At 46.0% G+C, this 17,875-nt stretch carries 17 protein-coding genes; 10 read left to right on the plus strand and 7 right to left on the minus strand.

Annotation, left to right across the window (positions count from 1 at the left end; translation table 11 throughout):
- The first annotated feature begins 37 nt into the window (after positions 1-37).
- A complete protein-coding gene (locus FIU82_RS12700) occupies positions 38-877 on the plus strand; it encodes a 23S rRNA (adenine(2030)-N(6))-methyltransferase RlmJ (RefSeq protein ID WP_151173421.1) in 840 nt (279 codons plus the stop codon).
- A 12-nt stretch (positions 878-889) separates the two neighbouring features.
- Here FIU82_RS12700 and FIU82_RS12705 read toward each other — a convergent pair whose 3' ends face one another.
- Entirely contained in the window at positions 890-1,738 is an 849-nt protein-coding gene (locus FIU82_RS12705) for a cation diffusion facilitator family transporter (RefSeq protein ID WP_253946366.1), read from the minus strand.
- A gap of 180 nt (positions 1,739-1,918) precedes the next feature.
- On the opposite strand from FIU82_RS12705, the gene trmL reads away from it, so the two are divergent.
- From trmL to yacG, 9 genes are all read left to right on the plus strand, one after another.
- Entirely contained in the window at positions 1,919-2,383 is a 465-nt protein-coding gene (gene trmL / locus FIU82_RS12710; RefSeq protein ID WP_152441218.1) for a tRNA (uridine(34)/cytosine(34)/5-carboxymethylaminomethyluridine(34)-2'-O)-methyltransferase TrmL, read from the plus strand.
- A gap of 48 nt (positions 2,384-2,431) precedes the next feature.
- Entirely contained in the window at positions 2,432-3,283 is an 852-nt protein-coding gene (gene nadC, locus FIU82_RS12715; RefSeq protein ID WP_152441219.1) for a carboxylating nicotinate-nucleotide diphosphorylase, read from the plus strand.
- Between the two features lie 377 nt (positions 3,284-3,660).
- Positions 3,661-4,077, plus strand: a complete 417-nt coding sequence (locus FIU82_RS12720) for a pilin (RefSeq protein WP_152441220.1) — start codon at positions 3,661-3,663, stop codon at positions 4,075-4,077.
- Between the two features lie 62 nt (positions 4,078-4,139).
- A complete protein-coding gene (gene pilB, locus FIU82_RS12725; protein WP_152441221.1) occupies positions 4,140-5,831 on the plus strand; it encodes a type IV-A pilus assembly ATPase PilB in 1,692 nt (563 codons plus the stop codon).
- Between the two features lie 79 nt (positions 5,832-5,910).
- On the plus strand, positions 5,911-7,140 hold the full coding sequence (locus FIU82_RS12730) for a type II secretion system F family protein (protein ID WP_152441222.1): 1,230 nt from the start codon (positions 5,911-5,913) through the stop codon (positions 7,138-7,140).
- Entirely contained in the window at positions 7,141-8,037 is an 897-nt protein-coding gene (locus tag FIU82_RS12735) for an A24 family peptidase (RefSeq protein WP_172972730.1), read from the plus strand.
- A 7-nt stretch (positions 8,038-8,044) separates the two neighbouring features.
- Complete coding sequence (coaE, locus tag FIU82_RS12740; protein WP_152441224.1) at positions 8,045-8,650, plus strand: dephospho-CoA kinase; 606 nt, start codon at positions 8,045-8,047, stop codon at positions 8,648-8,650.
- Positions 8,651-8,738: 88 nt separating this feature from the next.
- Positions 8,739-10,418 carry a type IV-A pilus assembly ATPase PilB gene (gene pilB / locus FIU82_RS12745; protein WP_152441225.1) on the plus strand — a complete coding sequence of 560 codons (1,680 nt, stop codon included), beginning with the start codon at positions 8,739-8,741 and terminating at the stop codon, positions 10,416-10,418.
- A 77-nt stretch (positions 10,419-10,495) separates the two neighbouring features.
- The gene (gene yacG / locus FIU82_RS12750; RefSeq protein WP_152441226.1) at positions 10,496-10,735 is read left to right on the plus strand and encodes a DNA gyrase inhibitor YacG; all 240 of its coding nucleotides are present in this window, start codon (positions 10,496-10,498) and stop codon (positions 10,733-10,735) included.
- A gap of 8 nt (positions 10,736-10,743) precedes the next feature.
- Here the strand turns inward: yacG and FIU82_RS12755 are convergent, their stop codons facing one another.
- From FIU82_RS12755 to secD, 6 genes are all read right to left on the minus strand, one after another.
- Positions 10,744-11,517, minus strand: coding sequence for a YggN family protein (locus FIU82_RS12755; protein WP_045979345.1), 774 nt, complete (start codon positions 11,515-11,517; stop codon positions 10,744-10,746).
- 129 nt (positions 11,518-11,646) lie between these two features.
- Positions 11,647-12,465: an ABC transporter substrate-binding protein gene (locus FIU82_RS12760; protein WP_253946319.1), complete on the minus strand. Its 819-nt coding sequence runs from the start codon at positions 12,463-12,465 to the stop codon at positions 11,647-11,649.
- Between the two features lie 69 nt (positions 12,466-12,534).
- Complete coding sequence (locus tag FIU82_RS12765) at positions 12,535-14,349, minus strand: bifunctional diguanylate cyclase/phosphodiesterase (protein ID WP_253946320.1); 1,815 nt, start codon at positions 14,347-14,349, stop codon at positions 12,535-12,537.
- Positions 14,350-14,418: 69 nt separating this feature from the next.
- Complete coding sequence (locus FIU82_RS12770) at positions 14,419-14,937, minus strand: hypothetical protein (protein ID WP_152441227.1); 519 nt, start codon at positions 14,935-14,937, stop codon at positions 14,419-14,421.
- Between the two features lie 119 nt (positions 14,938-15,056).
- The gene (secF, locus tag FIU82_RS12775) at positions 15,057-16,001 is read right to left on the minus strand and encodes a protein translocase subunit SecF (RefSeq protein ID WP_022945420.1); all 945 of its coding nucleotides are present in this window, start codon (positions 15,999-16,001) and stop codon (positions 15,057-15,059) included.
- A gap of 9 nt (positions 16,002-16,010) precedes the next feature.
- Positions 16,011-17,870, minus strand: a complete 1,860-nt coding sequence (gene secD, locus FIU82_RS12780) for a protein translocase subunit SecD (protein WP_022945419.1) — start codon at positions 17,868-17,870, stop codon at positions 16,011-16,013.
- Positions 17,871-17,875: the final 5 nt, after the last annotated feature.

Consider the following 17,875-nt stretch of genomic DNA (forward strand, 5'->3'; position numbering starts at 1 on the left):
CAGTAAAATGGCTATAAGTTCAGTTTTAGGAGCCGTTATGCTCAGTTATCGCCATTCTTTTCATGCTGGCAACCCCGCCGATGTGGTGAAGCACCTAGTGTTAGCACAAACACTGCAACACATGGTCAAAAAAGAGAAGCCCTTTGATTATATTGATACCCACTCGGGAGCCGGTTTTTTCGCCATCGACAATGCCGATATGCAGAAAACCCAAGAGTTTAATGATGGCATTGCTAAGCTGTGGCAGTATCAAGGTGATGTAGATGCGCTTGCGGATTATGTAGCCCTGATTAAGGGTATGAACGAGTCCGCTCAGTTACGTCATTACCCGGGTTCACCTAAGGTGGCTGAACACTACTTACGTAAGCAAGACAAAGGCTGGTTTTTTGAGCTGCACCCTCAAGACTTAAAATTACTGCAAAAAAATATGGCAGGTAAGCGCTCGTTACGAGTAAAAGATGAAAACGGCTTTAAAGGCTTGCTGGCACTGGTGCCGCCTCTTTCGCGCCGGGCATGCGTGTTAATGGACCCGCCGTATGAAGTAAAGAGTGACTACGACAAAGCGGTCGATACCTTTATAAAAGCACATCAACGCTTTAGTACCGGCACTTATTTGTTGTGGTACCCCGTGGTTGAGCGCTCCCGCATAGACCGCCTTGAACAACGTTTTATTGACTCTGGTATTCGAAACATTCAATTGTTCGAGCTTGCCACTCAAGGCGATAGTGAAGAACGTGGCATGACCGCCTCAGGGATCATTGCCATCAACCCGCCTTACACGCTAAAAGCAACGATGCAACAGGTACTACCGGAGTTAGTGAAGGTGCTCAGCGAGCAAGACGGGTTTTATCGTTGCGAGCAACTGGTTGATGAATAACCTGAAACAACACTAACAACTTGATTTATTGACCACTGAAATTGGATCTTGGTGAATCAGCACATCAACTTCACCACCGAACTCAGGGTGCTTTTGTTCGCTAAACGCCTCTTGAATAAGTAGCGCTACCTCGTCCGCGACTTGGTGTGCCCTGATCAAAGGCATGTTGTCATCCAGTTCTAAATGAAGTTGCACAAAGCGTACTTTGCCGCCTTGGCGAGTACGCAAATCGTGCACACCTAAAACTTGCTCGTGGCTTTTGGCAACTGCCACTATCTGCGTTTTTTCTTCATCAGGCAGTTCTTTGTCCATTAAATGCGCCGCACTCTCGGTGCCTATTTGCCAAGCATTGTAAAGCAAGTAGGCAGCAACTAAGATGGCAAAAAATGGATCGGCACCGACAATACCGTAGTAGGCCAACATCAGAGCAAGCAATACTGCTAAGTTCAGTAATAGATCACCCTTATAGTGCAGTGAATCGGCTTTTATCGCCACCGACTCAGTACGCTTAATAGATTGGTATTGCACATAGACAACGATTAAGGTGCAAAAAATAGCAAAAATACTCACCCACACACCCAACAATGTATGATTGACAGTGACAGGGTTAATAAAGCGCTCGATGGCATGAAAGGCCAATAAGCAGCCACTGCCACTGATAAAAGCGGCTTGACCGAGACCAGCCAAGGCTTCCGCTTTACCATGACCAAAACGATGGTCGTCGTCAGCCGGTTTTAAGGCATAACTCAGAACAAAGAAGTTCATTAAGGTGGCGCTTATATCAAGCAGTGAGTCGGTCAATGACCCTAGCATAGCGGCAGAGCCTGATGCTAACCACGCCCACGCCTTAGTTGCAATCATCAAACTAACCATAGCCAACGTAATCAAGTTAGCGAAGCGCACCCAAAAGTTGTAACCTCTTGCTGGGGTTGACGCGCCTTGGTTGTTCATAAAATGCACCTAGAGTTATCGAATCTATGCGTCATTTTAACCATCTTTGGTATACTCACGCCACTGTATCGCGCTCAGCTCAGAAGACTTATGTTAGACATTGTTTTATTTCAACCCGAAATCCCCCCTAATACTGGTAATATTATCCGCTTGTGTGCCAACACCGGCTACCGCTTACACTTAATAGAACCATTAGGGTTTGAGTGGGATGACAAACGCATTAAACGAGCAGGCTTGGATTATCACGAGTTCTCTAATGTTCAGCGCCATCCGAGCTTAGAAGCTTATATCGACGCCTTTGCCCCAAAACGTATTTACGCATGTACCACCAAAGGTACGCGCTTTCATCATGAAGTCGCCTATCAACCAGGTGACGCGCTGTTGTTTGGCCCCGAAACACGCGGGCTGCCTAGCGAAGTTATCGCCTCTTTACCAGCAGAGCAACGGGTACGTATTCCCATGCAAGCAAACAGCCGTAGTATGAACCTATCGAATGCTGTCGCGGTATTTGTTTATGAATCCTGGCGCCAACTCGACTTTGAGGGCGCCTGCTAAACGCACCGATGCTACATTCTCTAACCAGCTATATAAGAACTAGATATTATGACACCAAGCCAAGCACTGATTCGCCAACTCGTTCAACAAGCCCTTGATGAAGACTTAAATGGTCTCAGCCCAAGTGAAGGAGATATTACCGCACAGCTGATCCCTGAGCAGCAGCAGGCTAATGCCGATGTTATCACCCGAGAGGAAGCCATTTTTTGTGGCCAAGAGTTGGTAAAAGAAGTTTTTGCTCAAGTAGACCCCAGTGTCGAACTTACTTTTTTTGTTGCCGATGGGGATAAAGTGCTACCCGAGCAGCGCCTATTTAACGCCAAAGGCAGCGCCCGGGCTATTTTGACCGCCGAGCGCACGGCACTTAACTTCGTACAAACGTTAAGTGCAACGGCCACAGCAGCTTATACTTATAGCCAAGTCTTGGCCAATTCCAATACTAAATTACTAGATACTCGTAAAACTATTCCAGGTTTACGTGCACTGCAAAAATACGCAGTCAAATGTGGCGGCGGAGTGAACCACCGTATCGGTTTATTTGATGCATTCTTAATTAAAGAGAACCATATCGCGGCCTGTGGCAGTATTGCTGCGGCGGTTTCCCAAGCCAAGCACAATCACGCGGATAAGCCTGTAGAAGTTGAAGTTGAGAGTCTCGATGAGTTGCAACAAGCGCTCAGTGCTGGCGCGGACATTATCATGCTTGATAACTTTTCTTTAGCGGATGTAAATACAGCCGTTAAACTAACTAACAAATCAGCCAAGCTAGAAGTGTCGGGCAATATCACTTTGGCAACTTTGCAACAGTACGCTAACGTTGGCGTAGACTACGTATCCAGTGGCGCCTTGACTAAACACATTGAAGCTGTTGATTTATCAATGCGTTTTCAACAACTATAGTGACTTTGCAAAATATTCAAGTAGAATAGCTGAATTCGGTATAGATGTTAGCAGTTGTTAAAAAAAGTGCTACACAAAGCCAAAATGCCGTGATAGCATCTAGTTTTAAAGAATGAGATTTATACTTAGGTAGTAATACTTTGTTATAAATCAACGAAACTGTAATAAAAGAAATCTACACTCAAGGAACGGTGTCTCAGTTAGTTGAATTCAACAATTGGACTATACTTCCTAAGATATCTGAACCTGTAGGTTTTGACATTGCTAGGCGCTTGTTGCCCCACGTAGTACAAGCAACTAGTCGACCAATTGCCGAATCAACGATTTAGCAACACTGGTTACCTTAACTTTGCCCAACAATCCTTTAGGAGAGGAACATGGAAAAAATGACTCAAAACAAACAACAGGGTTTCACCCTGATTGAATTAATGATCGTTGTTGCGATCATCGGTATTTTGGCAGCAGTAGCGCTTCCAGCTTATCAAGGCTATACAGCTAAAGGTCAAGCAACAGCGTGTTATCAAGAAATTGTTCCTGGTAAAACGCAATTCGAAATTATGAAGCTTGAAAAAGGTACCTCAGCAGCGCCGACCCTAGAACAGCTTCAGTTAGGTACAGCGAAGGCGTGTTCACTGCATGAAGTTACAGGGACAACTATTGTTGGAACAATGAAGGGTTCTCCTGACATTGATGGCAAGAAGTTAACTCTGACTCGCAACGACACTTCTGGTGAATGGACTTGTAGTTCAGACGCTACAGAAAAAGAGCTACTTCCTTTAGAATGCCGAAGCTAAGTCTCTATAACTAGATTTGTAAACACTCCCCTTGTGGGAGTGTTTTTTACTGCAGTGATTGTATGAATATAAATTCTCCTCTTGTTAGAAGGCTATCTGCCCTCGGTTTATTATCACCAGACCAAATATCCTCACAAGCCAAAAACCAATATGGTTCTATCGCAGAGATGATATGCAACGTTGCAAAAATTTCCCCGGAGCAATTGCAGCAAAAAGCCAGCCATATCTTTCATGTTTCCCAATACGACATTTCCACCTTTGATTTGAGCATGCTGCCCGAACAGGGAATGCTAAATGAAAAGCTGATTAAAAAGCACAAGTTGCTGCCAATAGGTGCGAAAGGAAAAACATTATTCATTGCAACGGCTGACCCTACCGATTTTAGCGCTTTCGAAGATTACGAATTCAACACGGGAATGCAAACAGAGGCGGTGATTGTTCGTTATGACCATCTAGAAAAAGCGATCGATGGCTTATTCGATAGTACGTCGGGGCTCGGTCTCACCGACAATGATATGGAAGAGCTCGAAGGTGTTGACTCTGGTGATGGTAATAAGAAAGATTTAGCAACAGATGTAAACTCTAAAGAAGACGACGCCCCCATTATTGTTTATATCAATAAAATTTTAATGGATGCGATTAAGCGCGGAGCTTCCGATTTACACTTTGAACCTTATGAAAAACGCTACCGCATTCGTTTTCGTGTTGATGGCGTGCTCCATGAAATTGCCTCTCCTCCTGTTAACCTAGAGAGCCGTATCGCTGCACGTATCAAAGTTATGTCGCATATGGACTTGGCGGAGAAGCGCAAACCCCAAGATGGCCGTATAAAACTAAAAATAAACGCCAAAAAAAGTATCGACTTCCGTGTGAGTACCCTTCCCACCCTTTGGGGTGAGAAAATCGTAATGCGTATTCTTGATAGTTCCAGTGCGATGCTCGGCATTGATGTGCTTGGCTATGAGCCTGAGCAAAAACAGCTTTATTTGGACGCACTTGCACAACCCCAGGGGATGATTCTGGTTACCGGTCCTACAGGTTCAGGTAAAACCGTATCACTTTATACCGGTCTCAATATTCTTAATACCACTGAGCGTAATATTAGTACTGCCGAGGACCCCGTTGAAATAAACCTAGAGGGGATTAACCAGGTTCAAATCAGCGCTAAATCTGATATGACCTTCGCCAATGCTTTACGCGCGTTTTTACGTCAAGACCCTGATATTGTCATGGTGGGTGAGATTCGAGACTTAGAAACAGCGGAAATATCGATAAAAGCAGCGCAAACAGGCCACTTAGTACTATCGACGCTACACACCAACTCAGCGCCGGAAACTCTGACTCGTTTAATGAATATGGGTGTGCCTTCATACAACATTGCCAGTTCAGTGAGTTTGATTATCGCCCAGCGGCTAGCCCGTCGGTTATGTAAGCATTGCAAAGAGCCTGAACAGCTACCTCAAGAAGAGCTACTAAAGCAAGGGTTTACGCACGAGCAGCTAAGTGATTTAACTGTCTACAAACCAGTAGGCTGTGATGATTGCACCGAAGGCTATAAAGGCCGAGTTGGTATTTATGAGGTAATGCCCATCACCCCTAAAATAGCCGAAATTATAATGCGCGGCGGTAACTCGTTAGAAATAGCAGAAGTCGCGGCTCAAGAAGGTGTCAATAACCTAAGAAAGTCAGGGCTACAAAAGGTTGCTCAGGGCGTGACTAGCCTGGTAGAAGTCAATCGCGTAACCAACATGTAAAACACCTAGGCAAACAGCAGTAACCTTTGCTGAAACCCTGTGTTAATATTAAGTAATCAACAGAGCTTGTGAGAAAATAATGGCAAAACAAAAACAAGCAAACCAATTGGACACGTTCCAATGGGTGGGTGTGAGTACTCGAGGCAAAAAACTTGAAGGTGAGCTTACTGGTACCAGTATTGCACTCGTAAAGGCTCAACTGCGCAAACAAGGTATTACGCCATCAAAGGTGAAAAGAAAAGCCAAACCTTTACTGGGCTTTTCTGGTGAGAAGCGTATAACAGCGAAAGACATAGCCATGCTGACCCGCCAGATAGCAACCATGCTGCTTGCTGGTGTTTCCTTGGTTCAAGCTATAGACATGATTGCCGAAGGCTCTGAAAACAAAAGCCTAAAGAACCTATTAAGAACAATTGGTGAAGAAGTAAAAGCGGGTCAACCTCTGAGTGCTGCACTGAAAAAACACCCCAAGTACTTTGATGACCTCTACTGTGACTTGGTTGCATCAGGTGAGCAGTCAGGCGCGTTAGATAGAATATTTGACCGTGTCGCTTTATACAAAGAAAAAGCAGAAGCCCTCAAATCAAAAATTAAAAAGGCGATGTTTTATCCGGTGGCAGTTATAGCCGTTGCCATAATAGTTACATCCATTTTGCTTATCTTCGTAGTACCTCAATTCCAAGATATTTTTAATGGCTTTGGCGCAGAACTACCTGCATTTACCTTATTCGTAATCGGAATTTCTGAGTTTATGCAGGAGTATTGGTGGGTTGCAGTGCTAACCATGGTTGTTGGTGGTTATTTGTTTAAGCAGGCACACCGAAAGAATAAAGATTTGCGAGACAATGTTGATAAGCTCATCCTAAAAACCCCAATCGTAGGTATGATCTTAAATAAGGCTGCAGTAGCACGTTATGCCCGAACATTATCGACCACTTTTGCCGCAGGTGTCCCTTTAGTGGATGCACTAGATTCAGCAGCAGGAGCCTCTGGTAATGCGGTTTATCGCGATGCAATTTTAGATATCAAAGCTGAGGTCAGCTCTGGTAACCCGATGAACTGGGCAATGCGTAACTCAAATATATTCCCTGATATGGTGATTCAAATGGTCGCTATCGGCGAAGAGTCTGGTTCACTGGATGATATGCTTGCTAAGGTGGCAACTATTTATGAACAAGAAGTAGATGATGCCGTGGACGGCCTCTCAAGTCTATTAGAGCCACTCATTATGGCAGTGCTAGGGGTGCTAATCGGTGGCCTAATTGTTGCTATGTATTTACCTATTTTCCAACTCGGTTCTGTTATTTAGATGTTTTCAGAAGTACTCGAATTAATGAAAAGCGAGCCGTGGTTTTTTATAACCACGGTTCTTTTTGTATCCTTAGCTGTAGGTAGCTTCCTCAATGTGGTTATTTACCGCATTCCAAAGATGATGCAAAATCAATGGCAGTCAGAGTGTCGCTTACTACTTGCCGATGAATTGGCATCAAAAAGTGAACAAAGCCAATCAGCATCCGCTCCTTTTAACCTTCTAACGCCAGCTTCGACTTGCCCGAAATGTAATAACAAAATCAAGCCTTGGCACAATATCCCCCTGCTCAGTTGGCTATTTTTAAAAGGCCAATGCGCATACTGCCAGGCGCCTATCTCTATTCGCTATCCAGCTATAGAGCTCATCACTGCGGTTTTAAGTTTAGTTGTCGCGCTTACCTTTGGCCCCACTCAACTAACCGTGCTTTACATCATTATCACCTGGGTATTGGTGGCACTGACATTCATAGACATAGACCATATGCTGTTGCCAGATCAGCTGACGTTACCGCTGTTATGGCTGGCTTTATTAGCAAGTGTTGCAGGGATCACCATAGAACCGAGTGCAGCACTAATTGGCGCTGCCGCAGGCTACCTTAGCTTATGGAGCGTTTATTGGCTGTTCAAATTGCTGACCGGTAAAGAAGGGATGGGCTATGGTGACTTTAAACTATTGGCGGTATTTGGTGCCTTATTAGGTTGGCAAGCATTACTGATGATCATACTACTGTCCAGCATTGTGGGTGCCGTAATTGGGATTACCTTACTCTCTATTCAAGGCAAAGATAAGGCAACCCCGATTCCGTTTGGCCCTTATATTGCCATTGCTGGCTGGATAGCCATGCTTTGGGGAGAACAAATCCAAGGCGCTTATTTCGGCGCTATTTTGGGTTAAAACAACGATGTGGACGCTTGGTCTAACCGGGGGGATAGGCTCTGGTAAATCAACCGTTAGCGCCTTGTTTCAGCAGCTCGGCATCACGGTTGTCGATGCCGATGTTGTCGCTCGCCAGGTCGTACAGCCAGGCACTAACGGATTAGCCGCCATCGTTAGCCGTCATGGCCGTTCGCTGTTGTTGGATGATGGTAGCCTTAATCGCGCTAAGCTACGTGACATCATTTTTGCAGACGAAAGCGAAAAGCAGTGGTTAAATGCGCTTTTGCATCCACTTATCCGCACTGAGATGCTCACCCAACTGGAACAGGCACAAAGTGCCTATGCAATCCTTGAGGCGCCACTACTTTTTGAAAACAGCCTTGATAAGTATTGTCAGCGCACCTTATTGATCGATGTGCCTGAAACTGTGCAAATAAGTCGTACTTGCGCTCGAGACAATATCACTGAGCAGCAGGCAAACGCTATCTTAAAGGCACAAATGTCACGCCGAGATAAAGTCGCAAAGGCCAACGATATTATCTCTAATGCTGGGGTAATCGCTGACCTCAGCGCCAAGGTATCTCTGTACCACCAAAACTATTTGCACCTCGCCAATTTGCATTCCCGCTAAGATCGATAACACTTAATGTTACAGCTTGTAATAGCTTAAATCATTGAGCTTGCTATACATTATTGTTATTAACTTGGTTGCGGGACCTATGAATATTAACTCACCTTTGATTCGTAAATTTATTACCTTAGGACGTATCGATAGCGACACGGTAAAGACGCACCAAGAGCAAAGCCGCTGCGCAGCAGAGACCATAATCCGCAGCAGCAACATGAGTAATCAAGAACTGTTGGCACAATGTGTTGAACTCTTTCGCACTCCGTATATTGATTTAAGCTCCTTTGACCCCAGAAGCATAGACAAGCACTTGCTAAATGAGCAGTTGATTCGTCGTCATCATATGCTGCCCATTTCTGCCAAGGGTAACAAGCTATTTCTCGCCGCCTCAGATCCTACTGACTACGGTGCTTTTGAAAATTACGAGTTTAGTACCGGGCTTCAATGTGAAGTAGTGCTGGCTGATTATCGGCAAATAGATAACCTCATCGAGCAGCTGTTCGATGCCACCCACACACTGAAGCTATCGCAAGAGGATAGCGACGAACTCAGCCACCTCGCCAAACAAGACTATGATAATCATCATCCGGAACAGGGCAATGAGGATGACGACGCCCCAATCATTGTCTATATCAATAAGATTCTCCGTGATGCCATACGCCGAGGTGCTTCTGATTTACACTTTGAGCCCTATGATGGCGACTACCGCATACGCTTTCGAATTGATGGTGTGTTACATGAGATGGCCAATCCACCTTATGCGCTGTCCACTCGCCTTGCAGCCCGCATCAAAGTAATGTCTAAACTAGATATTTCGGAAAAGCGCAAACCCCAAGATGGCCGCATTAAGCTTACGATTTCGCCGCGTAATAGCATTGATTTTCGGGTCAGTACGTTGCCAACTATGTGGGGGGAAAAAATTGTTATGCGGGTGCTTGATTCCTCCAACACGACCCTAGGCATTGATGCGCTTGGCTACGAGGAGGAGCAAAAGCAGCTTTATCTAGATGCATTGCAACAACCTCAAGGCATGATTCTTGTCACCGGCCCCACAGGTTCCGGAAAGACCGTCTCTCTATACACTGGACTCAGTATTCTTAACACCCCTGAGCGCAATATTTCTACAGCCGAAGATCCGGTCGAAATAAACGTTAAGGGCATAAATCAAGTACAGATTAACCCCAGGGCAGAGCTCACTTTTTCTAGCGCTCTTAGAGCTTTTCTACGCCAAGACCCAGATGTAGTAATGGTGGGCGAGATACGCGATTTAGAAACCGCCGAAATCGCCATTAAAGCTGCGCAAACCGGGCACTTGGTGCTTTCCACCCTGCATACCAACTCCGCACCTGAGACTATCACGCGACTTTTAAATATGGGCGTACCGGCGTACAACGTGGCTAGCTCTGTTTCACTAGTCATCGCCCAACGTTTAGCTCGGCGACTGTGCAAACACTGTAAAGAACCTGAGCAACTCCCTCGTGATGAGTTGCTCAAACAAGGCTACACCGAATCTGACTTAACTCACATAAGTCTATTCAAAGCGACAGGGTGTGATCAATGTACCGATGGTTACAAAGGTCGGGTGGGAATATACGAGGTGATGGAAGTAACTCCCCACATAGCACAAACGATTATGGATGGTGGAAACTCACTTGATATTGCCAAAGCATCAAAAGAAGCAGGCTGTGCGACATTGCGTCAATCGGGGCTACGTAAAGCTGCAGAGGGCATTACCTCACTATCTGAGGTTAATCGTGTTACGCGGCTATAGGTTGTACTTATAGGCCTTTTAAAGCGCCCTACTCTCAGTTACACTGCCGCCATGAAAGTTTCACAGCCCAAAATACTATGCCTACCATTGTAAAATGCCCAACTTGCGAAAAGCAGGTGACCTGGTCCGCACAAAGCCCCTATCGCCCGTTTTGTAGTAAACGTTGTCAGCTGATTGATCTGGGCGAGTGGTCTAGTGAAAACAACAAAATCTCTACTGCAATGAATGATGACAGCGAAGGCGTCGATAAGGCTGAATTCATAGAAGAAATTGAAGCTATGCTAGCGCAAAATGATGATTCGTTTTTTAAAGACTAACGGCTGGGTTAGCTCGAGGTTTTAATATTCACCAAGTCAAAATCAGCCAATTCAGGTACAATCTGCTGGAGTTTTGATTCTGTTTTATCAAGCGCATTCAGACATCTGCAATATTCAACAGATTTTTGTTCAAGCTGCTGCGCTTTTTTCTGTAACGACTTATCGATTTCCGCTGTGATGATCTCCATGCGCTGACCCATATCGTTAATGCGCTCTTCGATATTTCCTTCTCGAGATTGGAATGCGTCGCCCAGTGACACCAGTATAGCTCCTAAAGAGCCTTGGATTGCGGTGTGAATTTTCTTCGATACTTCTTGGGCAAAAAAGTCATCTAGTTTGGATAACGATTGCGGCGCAATAAAGAAAAAGTCGTCTCCACGCTTAAATTTGTCGCGTAACGCCCGTTCTACATACTGTAACTGTGTTTTAAGAATTTCCGGCTCTTTGTCAGATAGGCCCGTGACCACATCCTCAATGGCACTCAGCCCAATGTTAACGCCATCGGTGGCGAGGTCTACTAACTCTGGAACAGTATCGCGGATCATCATGCTATATTGATGCAGCACCGCTGTCTCTTGCTCGTTCAGTTCAATCCACTGCCCGCGAACAACCAACTGCTGGTCTTGGTTTATTTGCACACGGGTTTGGTTGTTATCAACGATGCGAATAATGTCATCAGTGATGATAAGCCCGTGGGTTAGTTCCACGTCACAATGAGTCTGGGCATGTACGTTGTGTACACCCACTATGGATAACATGACAGACAGACCCAACCAACGCAGTGACATAGCAACTCCCAAATAAGCTGCGCTAAGATTATCAAAGAGTGACCATGAAGCAAATAGGCAAATTTTTTGTTAGCCCTGCGCTTCATAAGTAAAACAGCGAGGAACTACCGCTTGTTCAACATGTTAAGGTGACTCAATGTAAAAAGGGTTGGCCAGCATAATGTGTCGGCGTGACGCTAGCGACAGCGTCTCTAGGTTGGCTGAGAAGTAGCGTGTAAATAGCGCATCAAACTCACCGCGCTGGATAAGCACATCCAACCCCTGTCGAAGGTGTGCCGCTAACTCAGGCCGGTTCTTAGAGACAAAGAAGTAAAATGCACTCGGGTAATTAAGCACAACGTGATCAACAATTTGTAGCTGCATCTGCTGATGGGCTTGTAGTTCATCAACCACTTCAATCACGGAACGAGGAAAATAATCGACCCGCTGCTGCGCTGTTAAGCGAAACATCGTTTGATAATTTGCTACCGGTTTCACCGGTAAATTGTTAGCGGCGAGTATGTTGGTATCTGGCCAATCATGACCTTGCACAGCGCTGAAATGGCGTAGCTGCGATACTGACTCTACGGTGCTGAGTTCCCTTGCCAGTTTCGGGTGCGCAAGCAGTACTCGCTGACCAATGAGCCCTTTAAATAGCGGTACCTTAACCGCAATAGCTAACTTTTCTCGTGCTGGGCTAGTCATACTCCAGTGCACATCGACGCGCTCACCATCAAGCATATACAAAATACGCTGTTGATGCGGATGCACATCAACATAACTGATAGTATATGGCTTATCACTGATTGCTAATGCGCTTTGCAATAGCTCTTGTAAGTAATAATCACGGGGATACAGAGGCCGCATCTCTTGGGCAACACGAACTGTTTGCTGAGCGTAAGCAGGGACACACAGCATAAGTGAAAACAACAGTGCCCTTGTTAATAATCCCTCAACCATCATTCACCTCTTCAGCTCTGCGCTCAAACCACCGTCCATACTGACACAGTGCAACACAGAACTAATGTGATTTTATTCATGTAATGACAACGGTGAAAGCGAGTCCAGTGGCTCAGGGTGTAAACGAAATAACGGTGCGGCGGGCCCGCGTCGCTGGCAGCAAAAGAGGTGGCTCCCCTTGTGACGCTTAGCCTCTTTTTTTGCATCGGTCGCTAATGTCGCAACTTGGTGACTATTATCGCAGCTACGTGTATCTGGTGTGACTAACCCCACGGCCAAAGCCAATAATGGCACGAACTGACGCTGCCCTTCACGATTACAGCTCCAATAACCTTGCGCTGCGATATGCTCAGGGCTAAAAAATCGCCGAACCTGAGTATCAAAATCAGCAATCACAGCCTGGCAGGTAGCACTGGCATCCTCACCATCAAATACAACCATAAAGTCATCACCGCCAATATGGCCAATAAAGCAGGGAACGGCTTGGCAATGACTGCGGATGATATCGGCCAATAATTTAATCACGCTATCGCCGCTGGCATAGCCGTATAAATCATTGAATTGTTTGAAATGATTCAAATCAAAATAAGCAATGGAAAAGGCACGGTTGCTGCGCAAACGGTGTTCAATCGCATCATTAATGGCGATATTGCCGGGTAACATGGTCAGTGGGTTAGCATGCTGGGCATGACGCACTTTTTCTTCGGTCATGTGCTTGAGAATTTGCCGCAGATGCACAACACCTAAATACTTACCGCCTCGAGTTACGATGATATAGCGACGGATATCAAAATCATTGTCGGTAATTTGCCGGCTCACTCTATCAAGCTGTTCATTTTCATCAACCACGAGTGGCTCGGCGTCCATCAGCGACGCTATCGGCTTTTTGTCATATAAAGCATGACCATAAGGTGAAGCAAACACTTCTGTTAACTGCTCTTTGTATAGCAAGCCAACGGGCTGGTGATACTGATCAATAACAACCAGTGAAAACAGCGCCTTATCGTTATCAAAAATACGCTGCGCCTCTCGACACAAAGTGTGTTGGCAGATAGCTTGTTGCTCTATCGCTAACCATCCCACCGCCAGCGATGGCTCGACAAAGTGCTGATGGTGAGTGTGCCCTAAACTTTGAAAGCGTTGTGTCTCAAATTGCTGGCTAGGCTCTGCACTCGGGCGTTCGAATAAATACCCCTGTACCGTATGTAGCTCGAGTGTTCGTAACAATTGAAACTCTTCTTCTCGCTCTATTCCCTCGGCGACTACCCGAGTATGTGTGGCTTTTGCTAGCTCCGTTATAGACTTTAAAAACTCTTTTTTCACCGGACTTTGATCGCAATGATCAATAAAGTAGCGGTCTATTTTGACAATATCGGGTTGTATTTCTGACCACTGTTTAAGCCCTGAATACCCCGCCCCTAAATCATCAATGGCGATGAGAAAACCAAGCTGGCGGTAATGTGCAACCGCTTTGCGTAACTGCTCGGTATTATCCACTTTATCTTGCTCGGTGAGCTCGATGACTACTTGCTGCGCACCGAGGCCGTAATCGCGCAGTAGCTGCAGGGTTAGCCCTTTAGGGTGAGCCGGATCCGATAACGTGTTGGGGCTGACATTGAGAAACAACTTGCCAGCTAATTGCTGCTCGGCGAATGAGGCTATTGCCGTTTCTCGACACAGTAACTCTAATTCGGAAAGACGATGGTGCGCTACAGCACAGCTAAATAGTGCGTCGGGTCTGTGCAAAAAGCTATCTTCAGGCACCCTGCTGAGTGCTTCATAGCCAATTATCGCTTCCTGATAGAAGTCAAAAATAGGTTGAAAAACGCAGGTAACTTGGCGCTTTTCAATAATTTCGGCTAATTCTGCTATTAATTCGGCACTCACAGCTTTGTACACCCAATATTAAAATGGTGGCAAAGCCTAGCAAGGGATTATGACAGCGTCATGAATTGACTACTTTATCTGCAATTGCTGCTGAATGATATTGAAATGGGCTTGCGCTTTGAGTGCATGTCGACGCGCCGACACAGTATTAACTGCGCCAGTTTGCGACTCTCTCACTCTAGCTCTAATTAGCAGCGGAAGAACTGTCGCCTCCTTAATATGATAGCAAATCGGTGCCTCAAAGTTGGGTAAAGCATCGCCATTGCGGTATTGCTCACTCAGCTCTGCATGCGTTAATTGCACGGAGCTATCAAAGCCTTGATATAAGCTCTGTAGGTATGCGTCACACTCGGGAAAGCGCAGTCTTAGATCTGGGATTTGCGCATACATAGCAACGGCTAGGGCTGTACTTATATGCTCGAGCTCTGGTGCTCGTCCTTGCAAGCGTAACTCACTGAGGAGTCGCTCACTCATGCCTAGGTACACTTGGGCTGCTGAGTTCGAATCAGCAGTTGGCTGTGGCTCGCCAACGCTATCACCGCAAGCACTTATTGTTAGCAAAGCTAAGACCAGTAAAAACAACTTCATAAGACTGGGCCTGTATAACAGCTGAGACAGCGAGCTACATTCATTGTCACAACCGGGGAACTGGATATATAAAAAATGCCGCATTAAAGCGGCATTTTCAACGTTTTTACCTTTATTCTCTAAGGCATAGGATCGAGATCTGCGCCCTCTTTCTCTACTTCTACGGGGATCAAGTCCTCTTTACTAACCCCAAGGAATACCGCCACAGAGCTGGCGACATAGACCGACGAGTAAGTACCGATGAATACACCAAAGAGTAATGCCGTAGCGAAGCCATGGATAGTTTGGCCACCCCACACGAACAAGGCTATCAATACCAAAATAGTGGTAATTGAAGTAACCAAGGTTCGATTCAATGTCTGTGTAAGGGAAAGATCGATAATTTCCAAGGTGTCGTCAATACGCACTTTACGGAAGTTCTCACGGATACGGTCTGAAACAACGATAGTATCGTTAAGTGAATAACCGATGACCGCAAGAATCGCCGCCAAAATAGTTAAATCAAACTCCAAGCCCAATAGTGAAAACAGGCCCATAGTCAAAATAACATCGTGGAACAAGGCAAATACCGCACCTAGGGCAAAACGCCACTCAAAACGTAAGGCAACATAGAGCAAAATACAGATCAAAGCAGTCAGCATCGCTAAGCCACCCTGCTCTTTCAAATCTTCACCTACGCTGGGACCAACAAACTCGATACGGCGCATCTGCGCCTGTGCATCGGCCTGTTTTAAGGCTGCCATAACTTGGTTACCAATGACCTCAGCTTTCACTCCCTCTCCTTGTGGAGGAAGACGCACAAGTACGTCTTTACTGGAGCCAAACAGTTGTACAGAGGCATCAGCGAAGCCATTCTCTGCGAGTACTTTTCGTACTTGGGAGAGCTCAGCAGGCTGTGAAAAGCCCACTTCTACAGCTGTACCACCGGTAAAATCTAACCCAAAATTAAGGCCTTTAACCACGAAAGACGCCAGCGCGGCAATAATCAATAAAATTGAAAAGCCCATCGCTACTTTGCGTGCTTTCATGAATGGTAAAGTACCTTTCACTTTTAATAATTGCATGCTTCGCTCCTATATCGATAGCTTTTCAATGCGCTTACCACCAACAACTAAGTTGATAACCGCACGGGTACCAACAATGGCGGTAAACATTGAAGTTAAGATACCTATTGCCAGGGTTACCGCGAAGCCAGCTATTGGTCCGGTTCCCACTGCAAACAGAATAATCGCTGCGATTAAGGTGGTAATATTGGCATCAAAAATCGTACTGAAAGCACTGTCGTAACCGAAATGGATAGCCTGCTGTGGACTGCGTCCATCAGCCAATTCTTCGCGGATACGCTCGAAAATAAGTACGTTTGCATCCACTGCCATACCAACTGTTAAGACGATACCAGCAATACCAGGTAAGGTCAGCGCAGCACCTGGGATCATCGACATCACTCCGACAATCATCACCAAGTTAGCACCCAAGGCTAGGTTAGCAACCAAGCCGAAACCTTTGTAATAAAGCAGCATAAAGGCTAAAACAAACGCGAAGCCAAGCACCACGGCGGTCATACCCGCTTCAATATTTTCTTGGCCTAAGCTTGGACCCACGGTGCGCTCTTCCACGATTTGGATCGGTGCAACAAGGGCACCTGCACGCAGCAGTAAGCTCAAGTTATGTGCTTCAGCTGGGTTATCTAAACCGGTAATGCGGAAACTACGCCCTAATCGTGCTTGAATCGTCGCCACGTTAATTACTTCTTCCACTTTGATAGGCGGAAGCGGCTTTCCGTTTTCGTCTACTTCGCCGGAAGGCTTGTATTCAATAAACACGGTCGCCATCGGTTTACCTATGGCGCGCTTGGTAAAGGCATCCATCTTGGCACCGCCTTTAGAATCCAGCTTAATATTAACCTGCGGACGCTGATATTCATCCATGCCAGATTGTGCACCGGTAATATGGCTACCTTCCAGAATGACCCGCTTCTTCAGTACCACAGGACGGCCTTCGCGGCTCATGATCATTTCAGTACCAGGCGGTGTGCGCCCTTGCATCGCCAACCCTGGGTCAGCATCTTGGTCAACCTCACGAAACTCTAGGGTTGCCGTAGCACCTAAGATTTCTTTTGCACGCGCGGTGTCTTGTACACCGGGTAATTGCACGATAATGCGCTCTGCGCCTTGACGTTGAACATTAGGTTCAGCAACACCGATTTGGTTAATCCGGTTACGAATAATGGTTTCATTTTGCTTGATCGCATAATCGCGCAGCTCTTTAATACGCTGCTCGCTCATAGAGGCAATAAAGCCGTTGTCGTTGTTGCTGTCATCAACAAACAAGTAACCCGGGTAGCGGTCTTGTAAGAAGCGCTCTGCAGCGTCTTTGTCTTGCTCACTGCGCATCACCACTTGCACGCCATCGCTCCCCGCTACGCGGCGGATAGTGCGATAACGCAGTTTTTCTTCGCGTAAGTCTGAGCGGAAATCCTGCTCCATCTGGTTCAGGGCGTTATCCATCGCCGTCACCATGTCAACTTCCATGGTGAAATGCACACCACCACTTAAGTCAAGACCGAGCTTCATTGGGTTACCACCAATGGATTTTAACCATTGTGGTTGAGCTGGCGCCATGTTGATGGCTGAGATGTAATCTTCACTTAAGTTGTCGCGCAAAATGTCCTGAGCTTTAAGTTGTTGTTCGACATTTTTGAAGCGGACCAGGATCTGGCCATCGGCGAGTTTGCTCGACTTGGTTTCAATTTTATTATCAGTCAGGATTTTATTTACTGTATCTAGCGCACTGAGATCGGCGTCGGTTCCCTTTGTTCCGGTAACCTGAATGGCCGGATCGCGGCCATAGATATTCGGGGTGGCATAAAGCACCCCGACTGCCAATACAACAAGTACGAGTAAATATTTCCATAAGGGAAACTTATTTAACACGTATC

The sequence above is a fragment of the Pseudoalteromonas sp. THAF3 genome (assembly GCF_009363775.1).
Classification (GTDB): Bacteria; Pseudomonadota; Gammaproteobacteria; order Enterobacterales; family Alteromonadaceae; genus Pseudoalteromonas; species Pseudoalteromonas ruthenica.

What these genes read in the sequence shown, in the direction of transcription:
- FIU82_RS12700 (WP_151173421.1), top strand. Translation starts at nt 38, where the DNA reads ATGCTCAGTTATCGCCATTCTTTTCATGCTGGCAACCCCGCCGATGTG.
- FIU82_RS12705 (WP_253946366.1), bottom strand. Translation starts at nt 1,738, where the DNA reads ATGATTGCAACTAAGGCGTGGGCGTGGTTAGCATCAGGCTCTGCCGCT.
- trmL (WP_152441218.1), top strand. Translation starts at nt 1,919, where the DNA reads ATGTTAGACATTGTTTTATTTCAACCCGAAATCCCCCCTAATACTGGT.
- nadC (WP_152441219.1), top strand. Translation starts at nt 2,432, where the DNA reads ATGACACCAAGCCAAGCACTGATTCGCCAACTCGTTCAACAAGCCCTT.
- FIU82_RS12720 (WP_152441220.1), top strand. Translation starts at nt 3,661, where the DNA reads ATGGAAAAAATGACTCAAAACAAACAACAGGGTTTCACCCTGATTGAA.
- pilB (WP_152441221.1), top strand. Translation starts at nt 4,140, where the DNA reads ATGAATATAAATTCTCCTCTTGTTAGAAGGCTATCTGCCCTCGGTTTA.
- FIU82_RS12730 (WP_152441222.1), top strand. Translation starts at nt 5,911, where the DNA reads ATGGCAAAACAAAAACAAGCAAACCAATTGGACACGTTCCAATGGGTG.
- FIU82_RS12735 (WP_172972730.1), top strand. Translation starts at nt 7,141, where the DNA reads ATGTTTTCAGAAGTACTCGAATTAATGAAAAGCGAGCCGTGGTTTTTT.
- coaE (WP_152441224.1), top strand. Translation starts at nt 8,045, where the DNA reads ATGTGGACGCTTGGTCTAACCGGGGGGATAGGCTCTGGTAAATCAACC.
- pilB (WP_152441225.1), top strand. Translation starts at nt 8,739, where the DNA reads ATGAATATTAACTCACCTTTGATTCGTAAATTTATTACCTTAGGACGT.
- yacG (WP_152441226.1), top strand. Translation starts at nt 10,496, where the DNA reads ATGCCTACCATTGTAAAATGCCCAACTTGCGAAAAGCAGGTGACCTGG.
- FIU82_RS12760 (WP_253946319.1), bottom strand. Translation starts at nt 12,465, where the DNA reads ATGATGGTTGAGGGATTATTAACAAGGGCACTGTTGTTTTCACTTATG.
- FIU82_RS12770 (WP_152441227.1), bottom strand. Translation starts at nt 14,937, where the DNA reads ATGAAGTTGTTTTTACTGGTCTTAGCTTTGCTAACAATAAGTGCTTGC.
- secF (WP_022945420.1), bottom strand. Translation starts at nt 16,001, where the DNA reads ATGCAATTATTAAAAGTGAAAGGTACTTTACCATTCATGAAAGCACGC.